This window comes from Bacillus sp. FDAARGOS_527 (assembly GCF_003812125.1).
Classification (GTDB): Bacteria; Bacillota; Bacilli; order Bacillales; family Bacillaceae_G; genus Bacillus_A; species Bacillus_A paranthracis.
Genome location: NZ_CP033795.1, coordinates 2,492,750 through 2,515,398, shown reverse-complemented (window position 1 = coordinate 2,515,398; position 22,649 = coordinate 2,492,750). Strand labels below are relative to the sequence as shown.

Here is a 22,649-nt window from a genome sequence, read left to right as displayed (position 1 = left end):
CTAGGGCAAAGAAGTTAGGTGGGAGTTGGGCTGCTTAAAGTTGCACTTTATTATTCTATAGTTCTATTAAGAAGGAGTATGTGAAAAATATAATGGAGAAAAACATTCAACAAGAGAAAGATAAAGTAAAACCTGTTTTTTATGATCCGAAAGGAAGAAGAAACATAGCTTTTATTTCGTTTCTATGTATTTCAATAGTTAGCGTAAGTATTGTATTTTATTTTTTCTTTCAAAGTATTTTTTCAACACCAGAAATTCCAAATATGAATACCGCTGTACAACAAGATAATAAACTTGTACCAATTAATCAAAAACTTAGTGATCAGCAGTTAAAGAAGGAAGAGTTTAAACCAAATACCGAAACGAAGGATAATAAAAATTTGGTGAATTCGCCGAAGGATAGTAAACAACGTAAAGAAGTGTATGGTTTTTATGTAAACTGGGATGAAAATAGTACCGCTTCTTTAAAAGAAAATATCGATTCATTAACCACGCTAGTACCAGAGTGGTATCATTTAAAAGCAGATTTAACGATTAGAAGTGAGATAAAACCTGAGATAGTAAAGTTAGCAGAAAAAAATCAAGTGAAAATTATGCCTTTACTAACTAACTATACTGAGGAAGCTTCTGGTCCGGATAGTGGGCTAATTCATAAGTTGCTGAATTCCTCAAATGATGTAAAGACAAAGTTTATAAATGATTTAGTAAAGCAAGTTGAAAAGAATCGATTTGCGGGTATTAATATTGACTTTGAGGCCGTACCTGAAAGTGATAGAGAAAACTTAACAAATTTTATGAAAGAACTTACTACGGTCTTTCATAAACATGATTTGCTCGTTACACAAGATGTTCCAGCTAATGATAAGGCTTTTGATTATAGTGCGTTAGCAAAAATAATAGATCGAATGATTGTAATGATGTACGATGAGCACTATGGAGCAGGAGAGCCAGGACCAATTGCTTCAAATAAATGGTTTCAACATACATTAAAAGAACTGAATATTCCGTCTAATAAACTTATAGTTGCTTTCGGTAACTATGGATATGATTGGAAAGTAAATAGTAAGGAACCGGCGAAATCTTTAACTTTTTCAGAAGTTATGGTAATGGCTCATAATTCAGATATGAATATTCAATGGGATAAGATGAGTGGAAATCCTTATTTTAGATATAAAACAGGAGATAAAGAACATACTGCTTGGTTCTTAGACGGCGTTACTCTCTATAATCAAGTGAAAATCGCAATGGAAAACAAAGCAAAGGGGTTTGCGTTATGGAGATTAGGAGCAGAAGATCCTACAATATGGAAAGTTTTAAAAAATCCGATTGAGGCACAAAAAAATCCTGATGTATTACATAAAATCACTAGTTTAGATGAAGTGAATTATTCTGGACAAGGTGAAATTTTACAGATTGAGAATGAAAAGCAAAATGGATTGAGAGATTTTAAAGTAGGTAAAGATGGTTATCTTACAGATGAAGTATATCAATCCTTACCATCTGCATACGAAGTGCAACGATATGGAAAACCGAAAGGGAAACAAGTAGTACTAACATTTGATGATGGACCAGACCCGAAATATACGCCGGAAATCTTAGATATATTAAAAGAGAATAAGATCAAAGCTGCTTTTTTTGTACTTGGTGAAAACGCACAACTAAATACTAGTATTGTGAAAAGAATATACGATGAAGGGCATGAAATTGGCAATCATACTTTCAAGCATCCTAACGTAGCTGATACGTCTTTACTACGAACAAAAGTAGAACTTAATACGACGCAACGTCTGGTCCAGGAAATAACTGGGCATTCTACAGTTTTGTTTAGGCCACCATACGAAGCGGATGCTAACCCGGATTCCTCAAATGAAATATTGCCTATTTTACGGGCACAAAATATGAACTATACAATGGTAGCAGAAAAAGTGGATCCTGAGGACTGGGCAACACCATCAACAAATGAATTAGTAAAGCGTGCTCTTAATCCCGTTTATAAGGGAGAGGGAAATATTATTCTTCTCCATGATGCGGGAGGGAATCGTACCCATACGGTAGAGGCGTTGCCGATCATTATTAAAGACTTAAAAAAGCATGGATATAGTTTTGTAACAATTTCAGATTTAATGAATAAAGAACGTGATGAAATTATGCCCCCAGTTTCTTCTGAGGGTGAGCAGTATTTACTTTACAATAAAGCTGTCTTTTCAGGGGCGGGATACTTTAAACATATATTAACAACTATTTTTTATATCGCTATTGGATTAGGGATTTTTCGATTCTTATTCTTAATTTATTTTGCATGGAAGCAGAAAAGAAAAACGCTATCTCGCACTATTCATTCGTCCTATCAACCTTTTGTTAGTATTGTCATAGCAGCATATAATGAAGAAAAAGTGATAGCTAAGACGATTCGCTCAATTTTGGATAGTAAGTATGGAGAATTTGAAGTTATTGTTGTGGATGACGGATCGACAGATGGTACGTCAAAAGTAATGCAAGAAACATTTTATAAACACCCTAAAGTTCGTTTCATTCAGAAAGAAAACGGCGGGAAATCATCGGCAATGAACTTAGGGTTTCAACAATCGCGAGGAGAGATTATTGTCACTTTAGATGCGGATACTATTATTGCGCAAGACGCCATTTCTCTCATGGTTAGACACTTTGAAGATCAAAATGTAGCAGCAGTTTCAGGTAATGTTAAAGTGGGGAATAGACGAAACTTGTTAACTACTTGGCAACATGTTGAATATATAACAGGATTTAATTTAGAACGTAGAGCTTTTGATGAATTAAATTGTATTACAGTCGTTCCAGGGGCTATTGGGGCGTGGCGTAAGAGGAATGTAGTTGAATCTGGATATTTAAGCGAAGATACATTAGCAGAAGATACAGATCTTACTATTACATTTTTACGTCAAGGACATAGAATTGTATATGAAGAAAAAGCGTATGCTTTTACGGAGTCACCTGAAGATGTGAAAAGTCTCATTAAACAGCGATATCGTTGGTCATATGGTACACTTCAATGTCTTTGGAAACATCGAAAAGCATTGTTTCATACAAAACAAAAAACGTTAGGATTTATTGCATTGCCTAACATGTGGTTATTCCAATATGTTCTGCAATTCATTGCTCCTTTTGCAGATATATTAATGATTATGGGGTTATTTAGTAGTAGTCCGCTAAAAGTTTTAGGATTTTATTTTGTATTCTTTTTAATGGATCTTCTCGCATCTCTATTTGCATTTAAATTAGAGGAAGAGAGTCCGAAACCATTAGTATGGTTAATTTTACAACGCTTTATTTATCGTCAATTTATGACTTATGTTGTCGTTAAATCTATATTCTCATCCATTCGAGGAGTAGCGGTAGGTTGGAATAAGCTAAAGAGAGTGGGAAGTGTAGAACATTCTACGGAACATAAGGAGGCATCTTAGGAGAGCAGGTTATCTGCTCTCTTTTTTATTGATTTAGTGAGCTGAGTGTAGAGTACATACATCTGTATCTATAAGAGTTCTAATAGTGAGACATTATGTGAAGATACTCCTTTAGTTTCGAGAAAAAGTTTTTTTATATTTTTTTAAAATGACGGACATAAAATCGTATATACCTTCGAATTATATATATGGATAACATAAATATGTATATAAAAGGGGAGCAATAAGATGAAAGAACAAAAAGAAATGTTTGAAGAAATCTCTGAAGTACTAAAGGTATTGGCGCATCCTGTTCGTTTATCATTAGTAAAAATAATGCTTGCAAAAGGTCCTACTAATGTAACAACAATGTATGGGGATTTGGAAATGCCTCAAAGTACAATTAGTCAACATTTATCTAAACTAAAAGCTGCTAAAATGGTTACAGGTACTCGGAAAGGATTAGAAATTTATTATGAAGTAACTGACAATCGCACAAAATCAATATTAGCATGTTTAGTTTAAATGCTGACTTCTATTTCAAAATAAGAAACGCTATTCTTTTCTATGATTTTACAGAGAGAATAGCGTTTTTTATTTTTAAGGAGTATCTTTTTATTAGCTTGATGGTGATATGGTATTATCTCTAAAATAAAAAAATATTGATTTCGCTTTTATTCTTTCTCAGGAGTTTGAGCTCAAAAGGCCGACTATCACTTTGTTTCCAATGCAGTGGACAGTGGAAGAACTTATATTTTTGAATAGAGGGTATTCTATGTTTTTGATATATTAATAGTTAGGAACCACAAATAAGGGGTGAAGATATAGAAATGGAATTATTTGATTACTATAAACGAAAAGGAAAGTTGAAACTGTTAATTGGGACGGGTATTTTTATTCTTGCTTTATGCGCTGTATATGAAGATTGGGGACATATTAATTGGGGGCAGTTTATCTTTTTTGTTATCGCTGCTTCTATCTTTTTTGGGATTGGATTTTGGCAGTTAAGAAAAGGAAAGTTGATACAAAAGAATATGATAAAAAGTAATGCAACATTTTGGGATGTTGATACTTTGGTTGTATTAGAATTACCAAAACGAAACAAGCAATTTGGTCTATATCATCCTGATGGTAAGTATATAGCAGGAACAAAGATGGTTTCATCAAATATTCTTTTTTCAGTAATACCCTTTTTACATAATAAAGATGTTTACGGATTAGAAACGAGTAGTGGGGAAATTCTAGCTTATTTTCATACTGAAGTGGACGGATATGATTGGGTAGTCTATGATTCAAATTATAATCAGATTGGTATGTTTAAAGAAAAAATGATACAAGGATTTACTATGATACGAGGTACTTTGATGACAGATAAAGCCACAAAATTGTCAGATGTAGAAGTTGAGTTTGATTTTATTCAAAGTACTCTCCGTACAATAGATGGACGTACATTAGTAATTGGTAAGCAGGGATATATGCCTATAGAATGGAGTGAAAGGTTTATGGGTTTAAATGTACCTACTATTACCTTAGGTTCTAATGCGTCTAATAACGAAAAAATTCTCGGTTTAGGTGTGCTCCTTTATAGTTTACGTACAATTGAGATTAGAAAAAGTCGGGCAAGTGTTTAATGAGGTAGAAGTAGTGTTTATATGCGAAATTGTATAGAAATCTCATTTTTCTAATTATATCTTTTTAGATTGATGGATGTGGGGTCACGTCCATCAATCTAAGAAAACAAGTTAGCCCAAAAACGATAAAAATAAAATTTATAAAAACACAAAATATAAACATTGAGGATTAAAAAAAGTATATAGTGGCTTTTTAGTCATGTAATCTTTTGAGCTGATGATCTTTTCCCCATTCAAATAGTTCATTCATAATTTGCATTAAAGATTTCCCGTATTCGCTTATTGTGTACTCAACCTTTGGTGGTACTTCTTGATATACAGTACGATGGATAATCCCATCAGCTTCAAGTTGCCGAAGTTGTTGAGTCAGAACTTTTTGGGTAATGTTTGGGATTTCTCGTCGGATTTCATTTGTTCGCATTTTTCCATCCATCAAAACACATAAAATATGAACTTTCCATTTTCCACCGATTACATCGAGCGTCGTTGCAATTGGACAGTTATCATTTTGATTCATATAACACCTCCAAAGGTACCTCAAGGTTCCTATAGCACCTGAAAGTACGTACTTTTCAATTATATGTAATGCATTCATACTAATATGTAAAGGATTGATTCATTTATAAAGGGGATGGAAAATGATGAGAACACTTGTAATTGTAGCACACCCTCATATTGAAAAATCAAAAATTAATAAAAGATGGATAGAAGAACTTGAGAAACATTCAGATGAAATTACGGTGCATGAATTATATAAAGTGTCACCAAACTGGGAGTTTAATATTGAAGAAGAGCAAAAGTTATTAGTAGAACATGACAGATATATATTTCAATTTCCGCTTTACTGGTACAGCACACCGCCATTATTAAAAAAATGGTTTGATGATGTATTAACATATGGATTTGCATACGGATCAAAAGGGGATAAAGTGAAGGGAAAAGAGTTTGGTGTAGCAGTTTCTATAGGTGGATTAGAAAAAGATTATGAAAATAGCGGAATTACGATGGATGAGTTGACGAAACCATTCCAAGCTACATGCTTATATACAGGTATGGAATTTATACCTTCATTTTATTTATATGGTGCCGAATATAAACTAAGTGATGAAGAGATTGATAAAAGTGCACCTGAGTATGTGCGATATGTAATGAATAAGAAGTATTCTAATATATAAGAAGAAACAGCCATTTATTTGTGAAGTAAATGGCTATTTTATATTCTTATTATATTCACTAAGTATAATCTTTAGTAAATTAATAGTTAATCTGGTAAAATAAAAAACCTAACATATATAAAGGGGAGTTTTACTTGAGAACGATGCAAAAATTATTACAAAAAAGAGCAATGCAATCACCAAATTTGGAAGCGCTTGTAGGCGGAGGGAAAAGATATTCGTTTCAGCAATATAATGAACGAGTAAATCAGCTTGCACATTATTTATTACATAATGGTGTGCAAAGAGGAGATCGTATAGGAATACTATGCAAAAATAATCACCCATTTCCAAGCGTTATGATGGCAAGTTTAAAAATTGGAGCGGTATGTATTCCGCTAAATCATCAGCTTACTGTTTATGAACTCGAAACGATTGTAAAAGAAGCGAAATTAAAAGTGTTAGTTATTGATGAAGAATTTAGTGAAGTGTTATTAAATGTTGATGCTGTTAAAGAAATTCCGTATGTAATTCAAACGACAAAAGAAGGCTTTGGTTCATTTGAATTAGAGTTGCAAAAACAGCCAATGACAGAACCGAACGTAGAAGTTCATGAAGAAGACGATGCCATTTACTTATTTACTTCAGGAACGACTGGACAGGCGAAAGCATGTGTAATTGGACATAAAAACTTACATCATTATTTTGAGGAGATTGCAGGACAAAGAGAAATTCCAGCAGGTGAACGCTTTTTATCCGTGCATCCATTGTTTCATATGAGTGGTGTGCTTTCTATTTTAAATTGTATTTATCATGGTGTTACGATGATCTTCTTAGCTGATTCGAATCCTACTCTTATTTGGGATAAGATTGAAGAAGAGAAAATTACTACGATGCTTGCATTCCCAGCTGTTTATAGCTATATGCTTGATGAACTAAATAAAAAAGAACGTAACATTTCTACTTTTAAAGTAGCACAAAGCGGTGGAACAAAAGTGCCAGAAACGCTCATTCAAAAATATATGGAAAAAGGAATCTATATGGTGCAAGGCTATGGTAGTACAGAAGGTTGGGTTGTAACTTCATGGCATCCAATGATGGGAAAAGATGTCTTCTGTAGGAAAAGCCTTGAAAAATGTAGAGGTGAAAATTGTTCATCCAGAAACAGGCGATGAACTAAAAACAAATGAAGTTGGAGAGATTCATGTAAGAAGTCCATACATGTTTAAAGGGTATTGGAATAATGAAAAGGCGACAAAGAAGGTAGTAAAAGATAATTGGTTTAACATGGGCGATGCTGGCATGATAGATGACGACGGATTCTTGCATATTATGGGAAGATATAAAGACGTTATTATACGCGGTGGTGACAATGTATATCCAGACCAAGTAGAAGATGTTATTCATGAAATACATGGTGTTTTAGAAGTGGCAGTAGTTGGAGTTCCAGATGAATTTTGGGGAGAGGTTCCAAGAGCTTACATTGTGAAGGATGGCGAAACAACAGTAACAGAAGAAAGTATTATTCAGTATTGTAAGGAGAAGTTAGCAAGTTACAAAATTCCAGAAGTGGTATTCGTAGAAGAATTACCGAAAAACGCTTTAGGGAAAGTGTTGAAGAGGGAATTAAGGGATGTAGTTCTTGTGAAATAAAAATGTTATTAAACGATGAAGAACCCAGTTATGTATAAAGCATGACTGGGTTTTTGTCTATCAAAACATAATAATTTACTAGATTTTGTATTTTGTGTAAGATAATAAAGAATATTCGAAAATTAATCAAGGGAAGAGATGTAAATGAAGCTGCCGCTATTACAGGTAGAGACAGAGAGACTGATGATCCGTTCGTTCCAAAATGATGATTATGAAAGTTGGTTAGATGGATTTCATAAGAGGTTACCATCGCAGTATAAATATGATGATGGTTATCAAGTTATGGCATCATCAACGAAAGAATGGTTCACGGAATGGATAAGGGGCTTTGATGAAGCAGCGCATCGAGATGAGATGTACGTATTAGGTATTTTTCGTAAAGAAGACGGAGCTAATATTGGTAAGCTAGAGCTGATTAAAATTTTACGTATGGACTATCAATGGGCGATGATGGGGATATTCCATACATAATCAATACTGGAAAAACGGATATGGCATGGAAAGTGTGAAAGCTGCAGTATCGTTATTTTTTAATCGTCTTCATTTTCATAGAATCGAATTACATATACGTGTTGATAATGAGCCATCCGTTCGTCTTGCGGAAAGAGCCGGTTTTTCTTTTGAATGCAAGAGAGAGGCGTTTTCATTAGAGAATGGTAAGTGGATGGATTTTCTTATTTATTTTAAAAATAAGGAGATGAATATATGAGAGTTCTAATTACAGGTGGAAATCGCGGATTAGGGTTACAGTTAGTAAAAGTGTTTCATGAAAATGGACATATCGTTTATCCGTTAGTTAGAACTGAGGTTGCGTTAACACAATTGAAGAAAATGTTTAGTTGCAGATGTTTTCCTATATTGGCAGACTTATCGATTGATGAGAGTACGGAGCAAATGAAAAACCAGCTTGAGGAATATACAGAGTATATAGATCTAGTTATAAATAACGCAGGAATTACTGGGAAGGAGACTGAGGTTTTACATACAAATTCAGAAGAGTTAACGGACTTATTTAATATTCATTGCTTAGGTGTAATTCGAGCTGTAAAAGGTACATATATGGCTTTAGCTAAATCGGATCATCCGAGAATCATAAATGTGTCCTCTCGGTTAGGTTCATTGCATAAAATGGCGAACAAAGAGTTTCCACAAGGCCATTTCTCATATTCATATCGAATTGCTAAAGCTGCACAAAACATGTTAACGCTCTGTTTACAACAAGAGTTTGAGGATAAAGGAATTCGTGTAACTGCTATTCACCCTGGAAAATTAAAGACTGAAATTGGTGCTTTTGATGCGAATATGACCCCGGCTGAAGGAGCAAAAAATATATATGATTGGATAATAGATTCAAATGAGGATGTTTCAGGGAAGTTTATTGAGCCAGGTGTAGGTGAATTAAAGTGGTGATATACGATCTTGCAATCATTCAGAATCTGTTTGGCCCTTCTAAAAAAGTATTAAATGGCTTACCAAATGCAGTAACGATTGAAGAAATCGAAGAAGACGTTTTGTATAACGTACAAACATATAAAGAAAAGATAAGTAGATTTGAAGAGGTTTGTTTTAATTGGGAGTTAAAAAGAGCGAGTATTGTATTAAACAAAAGGTTTAGTAGTTATAACTCAAGTGTGAGAGTGTTACTTGATGCCGGTTTTTCTTTGCACGCAGCAAAGATAGAAGTATGTAGAGAATTGAACAATATAGAAGAACTTGAAAGACAATATACATATCGATCAATAGCAGAAGGAACGTTATCGGAAAAAGATTTTAAATATATTTGGGAACAATGTATGTCGGGTTCAGGGAATCAAACTTCAATTTTAACTATCGATGAACATTTTTATTCTGTACAAACAGAGTTAGGTAAGGGTTGGGAAAAGTCATGTATTGTTTTTTATGATAAAAATGAGCCGATTGGTATGTCCATACCGCATATAGAAACTGGAACAGAAAGTGAAGGACGATTATTTTATTTTGGGGTAATGCCTTGTTATCGTGGGAAAGGAATTGCTTCCCGGCTGCATCTTCAATCTTTACATATGTTAAAGGAAATAGGGGCTACTTATTACATCGGAAGCACACATACTTCAAATGAAAAGATGCAGAGAATATTTTGGAGAAATAATTGTTCGTTGAAAACGGAGATAGAGCTTTATTATAAAATTTTTAAAGAAGGTTAGGAGAAAAGAAAATGAAGACTATAAACGTATTTCATTATGACGCATTTACGAATAAACCGAATATGGGTAATCCAGCAGGTATTGTATTAGATGCAGATGGATTAACAGAAGAGGAAATGCAGCGTATTGCTGAAAAAGTTGGATTTAACGAAACAACTTTTGTTCTTTCCTCAGAAGTAGCAGATATAAGAATGCGCTACTTTACACCTGGTTTTGAAATGGATTTATGTGGTCATGGGACAGTTGGGACAATATTTGCCTTGCGTGAAAGAGGTTTATTAGAAGAGAAAGCAAGCCTTACGATTGAAACGAAGGCCGGGATTTTACCGATACAAATAGGTGTAAATGAAAATGGAGAAACCTTTATTAAAATGAGGCAGGCAGCACCTCAGTTTAAAGAATTTACAGGTTCAAAAGAAGAATTAGCTCATAGTATCGGTTTAGAAGTAAATGATTTAGATGTAAGTTTACCGATTGTATATGGAAGTACGGGGAACTGGACCGTAATTGTACCGGTTAAAAATCTAGATGTATGTGAGAGAATGAAACCTAACAATGAGGTGTTTCCATCGGTATTAAAAGAAATACCTAACGCTTCTATTCACCCAATTTGTCTAGAAACTTATGACGAAAAGGTACATATGCATGGGCGTCATTTCTCATCAGCTTATGCTGGAACGATTGAAGATCCCGTGACAGGAACAGCTTCAGGTGTAATGGGAGCATATTATGCGACGTATGTGGAGAAAGATTTTGACCATGAAATGGAGTTAATCGTTGAACAAGGGCAAGAAATACATAAAGATGGTCGTGTAACGGTATATGTAACGAAAGATGTAGAAAATGAGAAGTTACAAATAGATATTGCTGGAACAGCGGTATATGTGAAAGAGTTTGAAGTTTTAATATAAAGTGAAACTTTAATCAGTGGGTGGGGCATCCCCACTGATTATTAGTTGAACCAATCGGGCTTTTACGGGCAGTTGATCCCCCACCTAACTTCTTTGCTTCCGTTGAATTTTGAGGTGAGGGTCTTACTGCCCGTTAATGCGGGATAAAAAAGAAAGCCCAGCATACATCCGGACTTTCACTATCTGTTCAATACTTCAATATACGAAGCATCTCCAGTTGTTCTTAAAGCAGAGCGGAAATTGTTATTTTCTAACGTTTTAGCGACTTGTTGTAACTGCTGTGCATCATCATGATGGATGAGTAAGCTGTCAGCACCGCTTTCCTCTATATGAATGTGTTCGACATTTCCGATGGCATCATGTACAGCTTTTAAAAATTCAGGTTTCATATTGTCCTCCTATATGTATGTAACGTTGTTGTTAGTATTTCCTTATTTTTGAAATGTAAAAGTGAATGAATTTTTGTTATATTATGATTTTGGAAGGTATTTACTATTTGTTTGTCAAATAATAGTAAAGTTGTCTTTTGAATTGAAGAAATCTTCGGGATTAAAGGGTGAGGGAATGGACATTTCAACAATCGCTGCACAACTAGTTAAGGAGAAAGTGATTTCACATTATCCAACTAGCGTAAAAGTGCTGAACGGGGGAACGGCAAGTACTGTATATTTGTTGGATGAAAAATACGTTGTAAAACTTAATGAAGCGGAAGTAATACGTGAAGAAGCTATTTTTCTTTCTTTTTATGAAAGGAATACTTTGTTTGCAAATCTTTTGTATAAGGAACCTTTACATACATATATTGTGTATTCTTTCCTTGAAGGTAGTACTTCGTGCGGACGAGGACAAAAAAGAATTACGCTTAGTACCCTTGTAAAAGAAGTTATTAATAAGTATGAAATAGTTTCACGTATAGATGGCTGGGGATGGAAAGAAAGTCCGGTTCAATCTTGGAGTGCATTTTTAACGAAAAATGTGATGGAAGCTTATGAAAATGTAAGACGTTACATAAGTGAGGAAGAGTATAGAACAGTTCTTAAGTTAGCAAATAGCCCAAATAGAGGGACTGGAATAAATCATCCATTTTTACTGCATGGTGATCTTGGATTTCATAATTTTATATTTCAAGGAAATGAGTTGCATGGTGTAATTGATCCCCTACCAGTGTTAGGAGATCCTATATACGATTTAATTTATGCGTTCTGTTCAACCCCGGAAGATGTAACGAAAGAAACGATTGATTATGCGATGAAACAATGTGTATTTCATAAAAAAGAACGTGATTTATATGAAGAAATAGTTATAGGATTATATTTGCGTATAGATACGTGTTTAAGACGTCACCCGAAAGATTTAGAAGATTATTTAGTAGCTTGGCGTTATTGGATGGACGAGGTTGAGGTGACTTTATAGTACAAATATGTTTGGGGGGATCGTGAAATGAATGTTTCAGAAGCGAAAAAGGATTTAGCAATCAAAACGAAGCGAGGATTACCGATTATATTAGCTGGTGTTTTATTTTGGATAGTTATGAGTATAATGGGCTTTGTTCTTTCTGAAAAACAAGTGGTGTGGGTATATTTAATCGGTATGGGATGTGTGTTTCCTTTTGGATTAATGATAGCTGCTATATTGAAAATTGATATGTTTGCGAAAGGAAACCCGTTAGGGGTTTTGGCAGGATTAATTGGTGGGATAAATGTATTGAATATTCCGCTTGTATTACTTGCCTATTTTCAATTTCCAGAATGGTTACCTTTTGTAGTAGCGATGTTAATAGGTGTTCATTTTATCCCGTACGTATGGATTTATGAAAGCAAAAGTTATGGTTTATTATCCGTAGGGACTGTATTCGTAACGTCAGTTTGCGGGATTCTTTTTGCAGAAAAAGGATTTACTGTCATTCCATTATCCGTTACAGGTGTTTATTTACTTACTTTTATCAGTTTATTAATTGAAAATAAAAAAGCAGATCATTATCAACAAAAATCAGCTTAATAAAAATAGAGGGATAGGGGAAATTATGATGAAAAATTTCGTTTGTACAACGTGTGGCGTGCAGTATGCAGCGGGTGTAGAAGAACCAGTGAGTTGTCATATTTGTGATGAAGAGAGACAATATGTGAATCCGAAAGGGCAGTCTTGGACGACGCTAGAAAGCTTACAAACAAGTGATACATATAAAAATGAAATAATCGAAGAGGAAAATGGGCTTTTTAGTATTACAACAAAACCAGGATTTGCGATTGGTCAAACGGCATATGTAGTGAAAACAGAATCATATTGTTTACTATGGGACTGTATTACTTATTTAGATGAAACGACAATTGCGAAAATAAAAGAGCTTGGTGGACTAGATGCAATTGCCTTGTCTCATCCTCATTATTATTCAACACAAGTAGAATGGGCAGAGACATTTGATGTACCGATTTATATACACGAAGATGATAAAGAGTGGGTGATGCGCCCGAGTAGTCGTATTATTTATTGGTCTGGTGAGTCTTTACAATTAGCGGATGGATTGGTTATTCATCGTTTAGGTGGTCATTTTAAAGGTGGATCTGTCTTACATTGGGAAGAAGGTAATGATGGGAAAGGAATTTTGTTAACAGGTGATATTATTCAAGTTGTAGCGGATGAACGATGGGTAAGCTTTATGTACAGCTATCCAAACTTAATTCCATTACCAGCGAGAAAAGTGGAAGAAATGGTGAATCGAGTGAAGCCGTTACAGTTTAATCGTTTATACAACGCTTTTCATCGAGTAGTAAAAGAGAATGCAATTGAGGCAGTGGAACGTTCTGCTGAAAGATATATTAAGGCGGTAGAAGGAAAGTTGTTTCATACGTAAAAGGAGAGTTAGTTTTATGAAAACGTTAGTATGCTTTGGGGATAGTATTACAGCTGATGAAATGTTTTTCAATGGAACACCGAGGTTAACACCACGTTTGCGAGAGATGTTTCCGAATTGGAACGTAGTGAATGCAGGTGTTCCAGGTGATAATACGTTTGATGCGTTAAAAGGGATTAAAGAAGATGTATTATCACATAAACCAGATTTCGTAACAGTTTTTCTTGGTACAAATGATGCAGTCTCTTTTTCGCAAGGGTCATTACAAGCATACAAAGAAAATTTAGAGAAGATTGTGAACCATATTTCTTCAGGTAAAGTACTGCTTATTAGTCCTGCCCCAGTTGATGAAGAAAGACAGCATAATAGAACAAATGAAGTACTCGGTCAGTATGCAGACGTGGTAGAGGAAGTGGCGAAAGAAACAGGAAGCTATTTTCTAAATTTGTATGCTGAAATGATTCAAGAACGGAATTATAAAAGGTTTGTAGAAAATGATGAAAGAGATGGGCTACACTTTGGACCAGAAGGCTATGAGTATGTAGCGAAGTTAATTGGTGAAAAGTTAAAAGGGATTTTATAAAAAAGCAAAGCGATATCGCTTTGCTTTTCATTGTTTTTAATAGCTCAATCTAGAAATGCTTGTTGCAATGCTTTCAGTCCATCACTGTAAATACTATGAAAAAGGTTTATTGCCTCTTCATCACTAACTTCAACAGGAGTGAACGTACCAGACCACTCTACTACCGATGTGTTACTTTCAGTACCGTCTTTCACCTGGATTGTAGATAGATAATTAGTGACTGGGAATGGTGCATTCATGATTGAATACGTGTAGTATCGTTCTTTCTCATTGAATACTTCTAATCGTTCTATAATCGTGTCACCATCTGGATTAGCTAGGTGACGTACACGACCGCCTTCCGTTAATTTACTGTTAGGTATATAAGGTAACCAGTCTGGAAGGGAGTTGAAACCTCCGATTAATTGCCATACTTGTTCAGGTGAACCGAAAATTTCCATAGATGTAGTAGTATGTGCCATGTTCATTACGCTCCTTTTCATCCCGGTATTTGCGGGTAAATAATCAGTGGGGATTGCCCCACTGATTAAGGTTTCAATTTATTTTACGTTGATTGGTAGTGGTGCATTAGGTGCTACTAGTTTTTGTTCACGCATTTCTTCCCAGAATGCTGCTGGAATTACTGTATTTAAGGCGTTTTGGTCTTCTACAATTCGTTCCGGTTTACTTGCACCAGGAACAACGGCAGCAACTGCTGGATTCGCTAGTGAAAATTGTAATGCAGCAGCTTTGATACTGATTTCGTGACGATCTGCAAGAGCTTTGATTTTCTCAACTTTTGCAATGATTTCTGGTGATGCTTTTTGATATTCGAAGTGAGCACCCCCAGCAAGAATACCTGAGCTATATGGGCCACCAACAACAATATCCATATTATGCTTAACAGCTGCAGGCATTACTCGTTGCAATGCACGCTCGTGGTCTAGTAATGAATAACGACCAGCTAGTAAGGATATATTTGGCTGCGCTTCTTCTAAATCAAGCATCAGTTCAATTGATTCTACTTTGTTTACTCCAAGTCCCCAGCCTTTAATAACGCCTTCTTCACGTAAACGTGTTAGTGCACGGAATGCTCCTGTTCGAGCTGTTTCAAATTGTGAAATCCACTCATCACCATAAAAGTCTTGAGCTAAATCATGAATGAAAACAAAGTCTAGACGATCTGTTTTTAAACGTTTTAAACTTTGCTCAATAGAACGAAGTGTTGCATCTGCACTATAGTCATTGATCATTTTATTTTTGCGGCCAAATTCGAAAAGTCCGCCTTTTTCACCTAAATCACGTGCAGATGGATCTTCTAGTTCATCTGAAATCGTTCGACCGACTTTTGTGCTTAAAAAGTAATCATCACGATTTCTTTTTGATAGTGCTTCACCAAGGCGAATCTCCGCTAAGCCAGATCCATAAAGTGGAGCTGTATCAAAGTAACGAACGCCATTATCCCAAGCAGCATCCACTGTAGCGATTGCTTCTTCTTCTGGAATATTACGGTACATATTTCCTAGTGGTGCTGTACCAAAACCAATTTTTTCTTTTAGTAATTTACTCATTATTAATATCCTCCTAAAATGTATTTAAAAATTAATTCATCATTGTGAATGGATGTGAAAATGAAAATATGTCATTTCATCGTCGGACAAAATGTATGATAAAAATACTCACTTTAAAGTACCGGGACAAAAATGTAATTTCTAATACTGCATGACTCACTCAACTCTTACAAATGCTATTATGAAATGTATTTTACATAATGAAAAGTACGTACTTTAAAGTGATATAGATACTAGAAAGTAATACAGGTACTTTTTAGTGCCGTACTACTCATCTGCTGTTTACGTATGCTATTATGAAACATGTTTAATAGGATAAAAAGTACGTACTTTAAGGTGCTATAGATACTTAAAAGTAATATTTAAATCTTTAGCTTACTTGCCTTATAACATTATTAAAGGAGATTTTTATATGAAAACATACAATATTCCTGTAGAGGCGACTTTACAGGTTATCGGTGGGAAGTGGAAAGTAGTGATCCTTTGTCATTTAAAGAAAGATAAAAAGAGAACGTGCGAATTAAAACAATTAATGTCTGGTATTACACAAAAGATGTTAACGCAACAATTACGTGAATTAGAAGAAGATGGTGTAATCGAGAGAAAAGTGTATAACCAAGTGCCGCCAAAAGTAGAGTATTCGTTAACGGAATACGGTCATTCTTTAGATGCTATACTCGATTCTCTTTGTAACTGGGGAGAACATCATCTTGAAAAGAATGGTAACACGTCTATGCTCATTACAGCAGAATAAACAAGAAAAAAACGAACGAGAATACGTTCGTTTTTCTTTTTGTATATAGGAATATTTTTAAACGGCATAATTACTTTTTGGTAATATAGGTACTTTTTTGTGCTGTAGGAACTAAAATGTGCCGTATAGAAAATTATTTGTTTTTACGTAACAATAGAGAAGAAATTTAGAAAAAAGGAGGGGAGATCGTGTGAAACAATACAATATACCGATAGAAGCAACTTTAGAAATTATCGGGGGAAAGTGGAAAGTCGTCATTTTATGTCACTTAACGAAAGGAACGAAGCGAACGAGCGAGTTGCAGCGTCTAATTCCTGAAATTTCTGTTAGAATGTTGACGCAACAATTACGTGAGCTCGAAGATGATGGTGTGATTACACGTGAAATCTATAAAGAAATTCCACCCCGAGTAGAATACTCCTTAACTGATTATGGGTGGTCTTTGCAAAATGTATTAAATCAATTGACCGTATGGGGAGAACGATGCATAGATAGAAAAAATAGTAAAGTTAAGTGAAATGAAATCTCTTTATGTAATATTGCAAACACCACCTAATGACGAGGTGGTGTTTTTTAGTATGAAAATTTAGAAAGTAAGGATCTATACCATATTAACAACTGTTTTAGCTGTGATGAATAATGGATTAAAGTTTTCATAGGTACTTAAAAGTGCCTTCATCACTTTAAAGTACGTACTATGCTTCATAATATAACCGTTTTATAATGACACTCGTAGCAAGAAGTCATAACGGTTTTAAGCTATGTTCAAAAAGACTTATTAACTAGTATAGTTTTTTGTTCAATTTCTTTAGTAGGAGATGTTTATATGGTTGAAGAACTTTTTTATAAAAAAATACTTAAAAATCTTTTTTCAGATCCAGTTCAAATTACACTTTGGAATGGAGAAACAATACAATATGGAGAAGGGGAACCTCAATTTCATGTAACATTCCATAAGCCGCTTTCAAAAAAAGAGATTGCTAAGGATCCTTCTATCGCATTCGGTGAAGCATATATGAATGGAGATCTTGAAATAGAAGGGAATCTTGAAAAAGCAATTCAATCAATTTATAAAAGGCAGGATAGCTTTTTAGGTGATAGTAAGTTGCAATATTTCAAAAGTAAATGGAATTTCTCAAAACAAAAAAATAAAGATGATATTGCTCATCATTATGATATTGGGAACGATTTCTATAAATTATGGCTAGATGAAACAATGACGTATTCTTGTGCGTATTTCCAAAATGAGCAAGATTCTTTAACGACAGCTCAGCATAATAAAGTGAATCATATTTTGAAAAAGTTGAACCTTCAAAAAGGTGATACGCTATTAGATATTGGTTGCGGGTGGGGTGAGCTCATTACAGCTGCCGCTGAGCAGTACGGTGTGAAAGCGATGGGGGTAACGTTGAGTGAGGAACAATATGCTAAGACTTCCGAGCGAATTAAACAAGAGGGACTTACGGATTTAGTTGAAGTATCTTTACTTGATTACCGCGATATTAAGAATCGTAAATTTGATAAAATTGTTAGTATAGGTATGATTGAACATGTAGGAAAAGACAACATTACACAATACTTTGAGACAGTGAATGCACTACTAAATGATGGTGGGATTTCTCTACTTCATTGTATTACTTCCCCGGCCAATGGTGGTGCTACGAATGGTTGGATTGAAAAATATATATTCCCTGGCGGATATGTTCCTGCTGTTAACGAATTAATCACGAACATGACAAACGAACAATTTTACATTGTTGATGTGGAAAGCTTACGTAGACATTACGGGAAAACATTACAGCATTGGGCTCGAAATTTTGAAAACGTACTGGAGGAAGTTCGCAAAACGAAAGATGAGCGATTCATTCGTATGTGGCGCTTATATTTAAATGCATGTGCAGCTTCGTTCTTTACAGGTAATATTGATTTACATCAATTTGTATTTACAAAAGGTATTAACGATACAATTCCGATGACACGTTCTTATATGTATGAATAAGAGCATGTAATGAAGCAGCTCTGTAACTACTCATCGAGTGTAAATAAAATGATGGTAGGACATAAGTCTATAACTTAAAGTCGAGATTGGAATCAGAAAATGATTTCCATCTCGACTTTTTTATATATAATTTTAAAAACAAAACTATATACTTTTAATGATAAAAATATATAATAAATATAGAATCAAAAATTTATGAGCAAGGAAGTTGAAGAATATGACATTAACAATGGGCTTTATTGGATTTGGAAAATCAGCTAACCGCTATCACTTACCGTATGTGAATATACGTAAAAATATAAAAGTAAAAACGATTTTTGCTCGCCAAATTAATGAAGAATTAGCGGCTCCATATAAGGAAAAAGGTGTTAGTTTCACTACTAATTTGAACGAATTGTTGAATGATAAAGAAATCCAAGTAGTGACAATCTGTACGCCAGCACATACGCATTACGAATTAGCGAAAAAAGTTATACTTGCTGGAAAATCAGTTATCGTTGAAAAACCATTTTGCGATACAGTGGAACATGCGAAAGAATTATTAGCTTTAGGACGAGAAAAAGGTGTAGTAGTTATGCCTTATCAAAACCGCCGTTTTGATGGTGATTTCTTAGCAGTGAAGCAAGTTGTGGAACAAGGATTCCTTGGTGATATTGTTGAGGTTGAATCACATATTGATTATTTCCGTCCTGGTTCAATCACTCACGAAGGTCCGAAAGAAGAAGGTTCATTTTACAGTTTAGGTATTCATACGATGGACCGTATGATTTCACTGTTTGGCCGTCCAGATACGGTGACATACGATATTCGTAATAATGAAGTGGAAGGTGCGGTTGATAATTATTTCGATGTTGGTCTACATTACGGAAATAAGTTGAAAATTAAACTGAAAACGAACCATGTTGTAGCGAAAGATTATCCGCGCTTTATCGTTCATGGAACAAATGGATCGTTTATTAAATATGGTGAAGATCAGCAGGAAAATGATTTGAAAGCGGGTATTATGCCTGAGAGTGCAGGATTTGGTGAAGATTCACCGATGTACTATGGAATTGCGAAATATCGCAACGCAAACGGTGATTGGATTGAAAAACAAATTAAAACGCCACTTGGTGATTACGGTCGTTTTTATGATGCAGCGTATGAAACAATTGTAAATGGTGCACCAAAGCTTGTGAAAGACGAAGAAGCGGTAACGAATATTGAAATCTTAGAAAACGGATTTGCTGCGCCATCACCTTCCGTTTACAAACTTGAGGCTTTAAACTTAAATGAATAGAAGAGGGAATACAGCATAAAGGAGGTATGGAAATGGCAAGCGGATCCACACAAGTAAAATACCTCGGCATTTATCAAAAAATGAAACAGCAAATTTTAGACGGCGAATATAAGATTAACGAAAAAATTCCAAGTAGCCCCGTCCTTGCTGAAGAATTTGATGTTTCTGTCCTTACTATAAAAAAGGCGCTGGATCTGTTAGTTAGAGACGGCTACATCATTCGCCGGCGCGGAAGTGGAACGGTCGTTCAAGATTGGCGTCAGCAAGAAAAGGCGCGAATGATTCAAACTTTAACAGGTACAAAAGCTGTTTATGGCAGTGAGGTAGAAAGTAAAATTATTGAGTTTACGATTGTCGGTGTCGATGAAGTCATTGCTGAAAAATTGGGTATTTCAGTAGGGGATTTTGTATATAAAATCATCCGCCTCCGCATCATTCACAGTATTCCAACGATTATGGAGCATACATGGATGCCGATTTCGGTCATTCCAGGTGTTGATGTTTCTGTTTTAGAGGAATCAATCTACTCCCACATTCAAAATAAACTAGGTCTTCAAGTGGGAACATCCGTTGTTAGGGTTAAAGGAATTCGCCCGGATGATAAAGAAAAGCAGTTTATGAACTTAACAAATCAAGATTTCCTAATGAGAGTGGAACAGGTGGCCTACTTAACGGATGGACGCACTTTTGAATACTCTTACGCCGATCATTTGCCGGAAACCTTTGAATTCGAAACAGTTATTACTGCAAAAAGTTATAAAGAGGTATAAAAAATAGGTTGGGGCACGTATTGCCTCAACCTATTTTCTGTTTTCAATATAGTAGGAACAGCTATTATTCATCTGCTGTAATCAGCATGGATGTGTTCCCGGTTTTTTCAAGATGAACTTCTCCCCAAGTGCAGAGGGAATCAAGTATGGCTCCTAAAGACGAACCGTAATCCGTTAAAGAATACTCTACTTTCGGTGGCACTTGGTCATATACCTTCCTTTGGATTACACCATCTTCTTCTAGTTCCCGTAATTGTTGTGTTAACATTTTTTGTGTAATACCAGGCATTAAACGTTTTAATTCACTCGTTCTTTTTGTTCCTTTTTTTAAATGGCAAAGAATAACAACCTTCCACTTTCCGCCAATAACTTCTAAAGTCGCTTCTACAGGAATATTGTATGTCTTCATAAAAAAACTCCTTTGATGAATGTAGATTACAGTTTTGGACTTACATACGCTTTAATAATAAAATTATTTCTTTTTAGTGCCTATAACACTTTAAAGTGCGCACTATTTATTGTGCGAAATATCGTTCATAATAACCGATGTAGAACTGCACTAGAAAGTTTATATGTTACTTTTTAGTACCTATAACACTTTAAAGTACGTACTTTTTATTATGCGGAATATCGTTCATACTAACACATGTAAGTAAGAAATGAATAAAATGTACTTTGAAGTGCATTTAGAATGGGTCGGCATAACACTATGGGGACATTCACAAAAAATGATTAATTAATCCAAGACTTAACATTTGATTAATAGAACTGTAAGGTTTAAAATTACAGTATAGATTTAAGAAGTGAGTTGTCATCATCTGTAAAATGTAGTTTCAACTATTTTATAAAAGAAGCATGCAAAGAACTGAGTAGTAAAAAATAAACGAAACATTGCCGAATAACTAACATTACGTGAATTTGATTCTAAACTGTAATTTTTTTTAATACATTTCAACAAACGATATTTAAAGTGTACATTTTATAAAGAACATTAAAGGAGTGAGTGAAATATGGTGGTTTTATATACAACAGCAAGCTGTGGTTCATGCCGAAAAGCGAAAGCATGGCTGGAAGAGAATCAAATTGATTATACTGAAAAAAATATCGTATCCAATTCTATGACAGTGGATGAACTTAAATCCATTCTTCGTTTAACTGAAGAGGGTGCCACTGAAATAATTTCAACTAGATCCAAAACTTTTCAAGACTTAAATATAAATATAGATGAGCTTTCGCTGAATGAATTTTATCAATTAATAATTGAGCATCCGCTAATGTTGCGTCGCCCAATTATGCTGGACGAGAAAAGATTACAGATTGGTTTTAATGACGAAGAAATTCGTAAATTTTTACCACGTAGCGTTCGAACATTTTTAAATATTGAACTGCAAAAGTTGGCTAATTAATAAGTAATGGTATGAGAGAGAAATTTTTTGAAAGGAGGAAACTGAAGGTGATAGAAGTATGCGTTACAGTGAATTATAAAGATAGAAACTATCAAACAAATGTTATTGTAAGCAAAGATACGGTGTGGACAAAAATTAAACAATTGGCAGAAGAACAAGTCAAAAAACAGTGGGATTTTTAAATATGATTATCAAAAAAATGAAGTTATAGGTTAGAGATTATAACTAAATCCAAGACTTTTCAGGACTTAAATATAGATAAGAAATTTGTTTGAAAGGAGGAAGCAGGAAATGATAGAAGTATGTGTTACAGTCAATTATAATGATAGAAATTATCAAACAAATGTTATTGTAAGCAAAGATACGATATGGACAAAAATTAAACAATTGGCAGAAGAGCAAGTGAAGAAACAATGGAGTCTTTAAATGTATGTTTAACTTAAAAAGCTAAAGGGAGTTATGGAATCTATTTCTTTATGCTAAGAGTGGTTCTTATATATTTTAAC

24 protein-coding genes and 2 pseudogenes are annotated in these 22,649 nt (G+C 34.6%); 21 read left to right on the top strand and 5 right to left on the bottom strand.

The genetic code is table 11. The features are described 5' to 3' along the window. Positions 1 to 92: 92 nt before the first annotated feature. The 3 genes from EGX95_RS15505 to EGX95_RS15495 all read left to right on the top strand — a co-directional run bounded on the left by EGX95_RS15505 (position 93) and on the right by EGX95_RS15495 (position 5,050). Positions 93 to 3,440 (top strand): trifunctional glycoside hydrolase family 18/polysaccharide deacetylase/glycosyltransferase family 2 protein, encoded by a 3,348-nt coding sequence (locus tag EGX95_RS15505; protein ID WP_000414325.1) that lies wholly within the window; start codon positions 93 to 95, stop codon positions 3,438 to 3,440. Positions 3,441 to 3,668: 228 nt separating this feature from the next. Beyond that, positions 3,669 to 3,944, top strand: coding sequence for an ArsR/SmtB family transcription factor (locus EGX95_RS15500; RefSeq protein ID WP_000662957.1), 276 nt, complete (start codon positions 3,669 to 3,671; stop codon positions 3,942 to 3,944). A gap of 305 nt (positions 3,945 to 4,249) precedes the next feature. Beyond that, positions 4,250 to 5,050, top strand: a complete 801-nt coding sequence (locus EGX95_RS15495; RefSeq protein ID WP_000418468.1) for a hypothetical protein — start codon at positions 4,250 to 4,252, stop codon at positions 5,048 to 5,050. Positions 5,051 to 5,243: 193 nt separating this feature from the next. On the opposite strand, the gene EGX95_RS15490 is transcribed toward EGX95_RS15495, so the two are convergent. Continuing rightward, positions 5,244 to 5,567, bottom strand: a complete 324-nt coding sequence (locus tag EGX95_RS15490; RefSeq protein ID WP_001072984.1) for a winged helix-turn-helix transcriptional regulator — start codon at positions 5,565 to 5,567, stop codon at positions 5,244 to 5,246. Between the two features lie 124 nt (positions 5,568 to 5,691). Between EGX95_RS15490 and EGX95_RS15485 the strand changes: the two genes are divergently transcribed. The 6 genes and pseudogenes from EGX95_RS15485 (at position 5,692) to EGX95_RS15460 (ending at position 10,951) form a co-directional block, all read left to right on the top strand. After that, positions 5,692 to 6,225, top strand: a complete 534-nt coding sequence (locus EGX95_RS15485) for an NAD(P)H-dependent oxidoreductase (RefSeq protein WP_002080694.1) — start codon at positions 5,692 to 5,694, stop codon at positions 6,223 to 6,225. 143 nt (positions 6,226 to 6,368) lie between these two features. Then, a pseudogene (locus EGX95_RS15480) lies at positions 6,369 to 7,857 on the top strand (class I adenylate-forming enzyme family protein). A gap of 144 nt (positions 7,858 to 8,001) precedes the next feature. Continuing rightward, positions 8,002 to 8,566: pseudogene (locus EGX95_RS15475) on the top strand (GNAT family N-acetyltransferase). Beyond that, positions 8,563 to 9,267, top strand: coding sequence for an SDR family NAD(P)-dependent oxidoreductase (locus EGX95_RS15470; RefSeq protein WP_001264491.1), 705 nt, complete (start codon positions 8,563 to 8,565; stop codon positions 9,265 to 9,267). The pseudogene EGX95_RS15475 and the gene EGX95_RS15470 overlap by 4 nt, the downstream one beginning before the upstream one ends. Then, a complete protein-coding gene (locus EGX95_RS15465) occupies positions 9,264 to 10,040 on the top strand; it encodes a GNAT family N-acetyltransferase (RefSeq protein WP_000638688.1) in 777 nt (258 codons plus the stop codon). The genes EGX95_RS15470 and EGX95_RS15465 overlap by 4 nt, the downstream gene beginning before the upstream one ends. An 11-nt stretch (positions 10,041 to 10,051) precedes the next feature. Then, positions 10,052 to 10,951, top strand: coding sequence for a PhzF family phenazine biosynthesis protein (locus EGX95_RS15460; protein ID WP_000849347.1), 900 nt, complete (start codon positions 10,052 to 10,054; stop codon positions 10,949 to 10,951). Positions 10,952 to 11,130: 179 nt separating this feature from the next. Here EGX95_RS15460 and EGX95_RS15455 read toward each other — a convergent pair whose 3' ends face one another. Next, a complete protein-coding gene (locus EGX95_RS15455) occupies positions 11,131 to 11,340 on the bottom strand; it encodes a hypothetical protein (protein ID WP_000801653.1) in 210 nt (69 codons plus the stop codon). 175 nt (positions 11,341 to 11,515) lie between these two features. On the opposite strand from EGX95_RS15455, the gene EGX95_RS15450 reads away from it, so the two are divergent. Genes EGX95_RS15450 through EGX95_RS15435 form a run of 4 tightly spaced genes read left to right on the top strand, consistent with a single transcriptional unit; the run spans position 11,516 to position 14,385 of the window. Next, positions 11,516 to 12,364: an aminoglycoside phosphotransferase family protein gene (locus tag EGX95_RS15450; protein ID WP_000355399.1), complete on the top strand. Its 849-nt coding sequence runs from the start codon at positions 11,516 to 11,518 to the stop codon at positions 12,362 to 12,364. A 27-nt stretch (positions 12,365 to 12,391) separates the two neighbouring features. Next, positions 12,392 to 12,949, top strand: a complete 558-nt coding sequence (locus tag EGX95_RS15445; RefSeq protein ID WP_001102937.1) for a DUF7010 family protein — start codon at positions 12,392 to 12,394, stop codon at positions 12,947 to 12,949. A 25-nt stretch (positions 12,950 to 12,974) separates the two neighbouring features. Further along, positions 12,975 to 13,802, top strand: coding sequence for an MBL fold metallo-hydrolase (locus tag EGX95_RS15440; protein ID WP_002028107.1), 828 nt, complete (start codon positions 12,975 to 12,977; stop codon positions 13,800 to 13,802). Between the two features lie 16 nt (positions 13,803 to 13,818). Next, a complete protein-coding gene (locus EGX95_RS15435; protein WP_000855194.1) occupies positions 13,819 to 14,385 on the top strand; it encodes an SGNH/GDSL hydrolase family protein in 567 nt (188 codons plus the stop codon). A gap of 44 nt (positions 14,386 to 14,429) precedes the next feature. Here the strand turns inward: EGX95_RS15435 and EGX95_RS15430 are convergent, their stop codons facing one another. Both EGX95_RS15430 and EGX95_RS15425 read right to left on the bottom strand, forming a co-directional pair. Beyond that, entirely contained in the window at positions 14,430 to 14,846 is a 417-nt protein-coding gene (locus EGX95_RS15430; protein WP_000951516.1) for an SRPBCC family protein, read from the bottom strand. Between the two features lie 78 nt (positions 14,847 to 14,924). Then, positions 14,925 to 15,935, bottom strand: coding sequence for an aldo/keto reductase (locus EGX95_RS15425; RefSeq protein WP_000040518.1), 1,011 nt, complete (start codon positions 15,933 to 15,935; stop codon positions 14,925 to 14,927). 412 nt (positions 15,936 to 16,347) lie between these two features. On the opposite strand from EGX95_RS15425, the gene EGX95_RS15420 reads away from it, so the two are divergent. The 5 genes from EGX95_RS15420 to EGX95_RS15400 all read left to right on the top strand — a co-directional run bounded on the left by EGX95_RS15420 (position 16,348) and on the right by EGX95_RS15400 (position 20,737). Beyond that, positions 16,348 to 16,689 carry a winged helix-turn-helix transcriptional regulator gene (locus tag EGX95_RS15420; RefSeq protein ID WP_000860838.1) on the top strand — a complete coding sequence of 114 codons (342 nt, stop codon included), beginning with the start codon at positions 16,348 to 16,350 and terminating at the stop codon, positions 16,687 to 16,689. Between the two features lie 190 nt (positions 16,690 to 16,879). Beyond that, complete coding sequence (locus tag EGX95_RS15415; protein WP_000816333.1) at positions 16,880 to 17,206, top strand: winged helix-turn-helix transcriptional regulator; 327 nt, start codon at positions 16,880 to 16,882, stop codon at positions 17,204 to 17,206. 309 nt (positions 17,207 to 17,515) lie between these two features. Then, positions 17,516 to 18,688: a cyclopropane-fatty-acyl-phospholipid synthase gene (locus EGX95_RS15410; RefSeq protein WP_123805646.1), complete on the top strand. Its 1,173-nt coding sequence runs from the start codon at positions 17,516 to 17,518 to the stop codon at positions 18,686 to 18,688. Between the two features lie 217 nt (positions 18,689 to 18,905). Continuing rightward, positions 18,906 to 19,967, top strand: coding sequence for an oxidoreductase (locus tag EGX95_RS15405; protein ID WP_000176611.1), 1,062 nt, complete (start codon positions 18,906 to 18,908; stop codon positions 19,965 to 19,967). A 32-nt stretch (positions 19,968 to 19,999) separates the two neighbouring features. Next, positions 20,000 to 20,737 (top strand): GntR family transcriptional regulator, encoded by a 738-nt coding sequence (locus EGX95_RS15400; protein ID WP_000146306.1) that lies wholly within the window; start codon positions 20,000 to 20,002, stop codon positions 20,735 to 20,737. Positions 20,738 to 20,801: 64 nt separating this feature from the next. On the opposite strand, the gene EGX95_RS15395 is transcribed toward EGX95_RS15400, so the two are convergent. Beyond that, positions 20,802 to 21,146, bottom strand: coding sequence for a winged helix-turn-helix transcriptional regulator (locus EGX95_RS15395; RefSeq protein WP_000860835.1), 345 nt, complete (start codon positions 21,144 to 21,146; stop codon positions 20,802 to 20,804). 601 nt (positions 21,147 to 21,747) lie between these two features. Here EGX95_RS15395 and spxA point away from each other — a divergent pair. The 3 genes from spxA (at position 21,748) to EGX95_RS15380 (ending at position 22,569) form a co-directional block, all read left to right on the top strand. Beyond that, positions 21,748 to 22,143, top strand: a complete 396-nt coding sequence (gene spxA / locus EGX95_RS15390) for a transcriptional regulator SpxA (protein WP_000261183.1) — start codon at positions 21,748 to 21,750, stop codon at positions 22,141 to 22,143. Between the two features lie 47 nt (positions 22,144 to 22,190). Then, the gene (locus tag EGX95_RS15385) at positions 22,191 to 22,325 is read left to right on the top strand and encodes a BA3454 family stress response protein (protein WP_000573519.1); all 135 of its coding nucleotides are present in this window, start codon (positions 22,191 to 22,193) and stop codon (positions 22,323 to 22,325) included. A 109-nt stretch (positions 22,326 to 22,434) separates the two neighbouring features. Beyond that, positions 22,435 to 22,569, top strand: a complete 135-nt coding sequence (locus EGX95_RS15380; RefSeq protein ID WP_000573531.1) for a BA3454 family stress response protein — start codon at positions 22,435 to 22,437, stop codon at positions 22,567 to 22,569. Positions 22,570 to 22,649: the final 80 nt, after the last annotated feature.

What these genes read in the sequence shown, in the direction of transcription:
- EGX95_RS15505 (WP_000414325.1), top strand. Translation starts at nt 93, where the DNA reads ATGGAGAAAAACATTCAACAAGAGAAAGATAAAGTAAAACCTGTTTTT.
- EGX95_RS15500 (WP_000662957.1), top strand. Translation starts at nt 3,669, where the DNA reads ATGAAAGAACAAAAAGAAATGTTTGAAGAAATCTCTGAAGTACTAAAG.
- EGX95_RS15495 (WP_000418468.1), top strand. Translation starts at nt 4,250, where the DNA reads ATGGAATTATTTGATTACTATAAACGAAAAGGAAAGTTGAAACTGTTA.
- EGX95_RS15490 (WP_001072984.1), bottom strand. Translation starts at nt 5,567, where the DNA reads ATGAATCAAAATGATAACTGTCCAATTGCAACGACGCTCGATGTAATC.
- EGX95_RS15485 (WP_002080694.1), top strand. Translation starts at nt 5,692, where the DNA reads ATGAGAACACTTGTAATTGTAGCACACCCTCATATTGAAAAATCAAAA.
- EGX95_RS15470 (WP_001264491.1), top strand. Translation starts at nt 8,563, where the DNA reads ATGAGAGTTCTAATTACAGGTGGAAATCGCGGATTAGGGTTACAGTTA.
- EGX95_RS15460 (WP_000849347.1), top strand. Translation starts at nt 10,052, where the DNA reads ATGAAGACTATAAACGTATTTCATTATGACGCATTTACGAATAAACCG.
- EGX95_RS15455 (WP_000801653.1), bottom strand. Translation starts at nt 11,340, where the DNA reads ATGAAACCTGAATTTTTAAAAGCTGTACATGATGCCATCGGAAATGTC.
- EGX95_RS15450 (WP_000355399.1), top strand. Translation starts at nt 11,516, where the DNA reads ATGGACATTTCAACAATCGCTGCACAACTAGTTAAGGAGAAAGTGATT.
- EGX95_RS15445 (WP_001102937.1), top strand. Translation starts at nt 12,392, where the DNA reads ATGAATGTTTCAGAAGCGAAAAAGGATTTAGCAATCAAAACGAAGCGA.
- EGX95_RS15440 (WP_002028107.1), top strand. Translation starts at nt 12,975, where the DNA reads ATGATGAAAAATTTCGTTTGTACAACGTGTGGCGTGCAGTATGCAGCG.
- EGX95_RS15435 (WP_000855194.1), top strand. Translation starts at nt 13,819, where the DNA reads ATGAAAACGTTAGTATGCTTTGGGGATAGTATTACAGCTGATGAAATG.
- EGX95_RS15430 (WP_000951516.1), bottom strand. Translation starts at nt 14,846, where the DNA reads ATGGCACATACTACTACATCTATGGAAATTTTCGGTTCACCTGAACAA.
- EGX95_RS15425 (WP_000040518.1), bottom strand. Translation starts at nt 15,935, where the DNA reads ATGAGTAAATTACTAAAAGAAAAAATTGGTTTTGGTACAGCACCACTA.
- EGX95_RS15420 (WP_000860838.1), top strand. Translation starts at nt 16,348, where the DNA reads ATGAAAACATACAATATTCCTGTAGAGGCGACTTTACAGGTTATCGGT.
- EGX95_RS15410 (WP_123805646.1), top strand. Translation starts at nt 17,516, where the DNA reads ATGGTTGAAGAACTTTTTTATAAAAAAATACTTAAAAATCTTTTTTCA.
- EGX95_RS15405 (WP_000176611.1), top strand. Translation starts at nt 18,906, where the DNA reads ATGACATTAACAATGGGCTTTATTGGATTTGGAAAATCAGCTAACCGC.
- EGX95_RS15400 (WP_000146306.1), top strand. Translation starts at nt 20,000, where the DNA reads ATGGCAAGCGGATCCACACAAGTAAAATACCTCGGCATTTATCAAAAA.
- EGX95_RS15395 (WP_000860835.1), bottom strand. Translation starts at nt 21,146, where the DNA reads ATGAAGACATACAATATTCCTGTAGAAGCGACTTTAGAAGTTATTGGC.
- spxA (WP_000261183.1), top strand. Translation starts at nt 21,748, where the DNA reads ATGGTGGTTTTATATACAACAGCAAGCTGTGGTTCATGCCGAAAAGCG.
- EGX95_RS15380 (WP_000573531.1), top strand. Translation starts at nt 22,435, where the DNA reads ATGATAGAAGTATGTGTTACAGTCAATTATAATGATAGAAATTATCAA.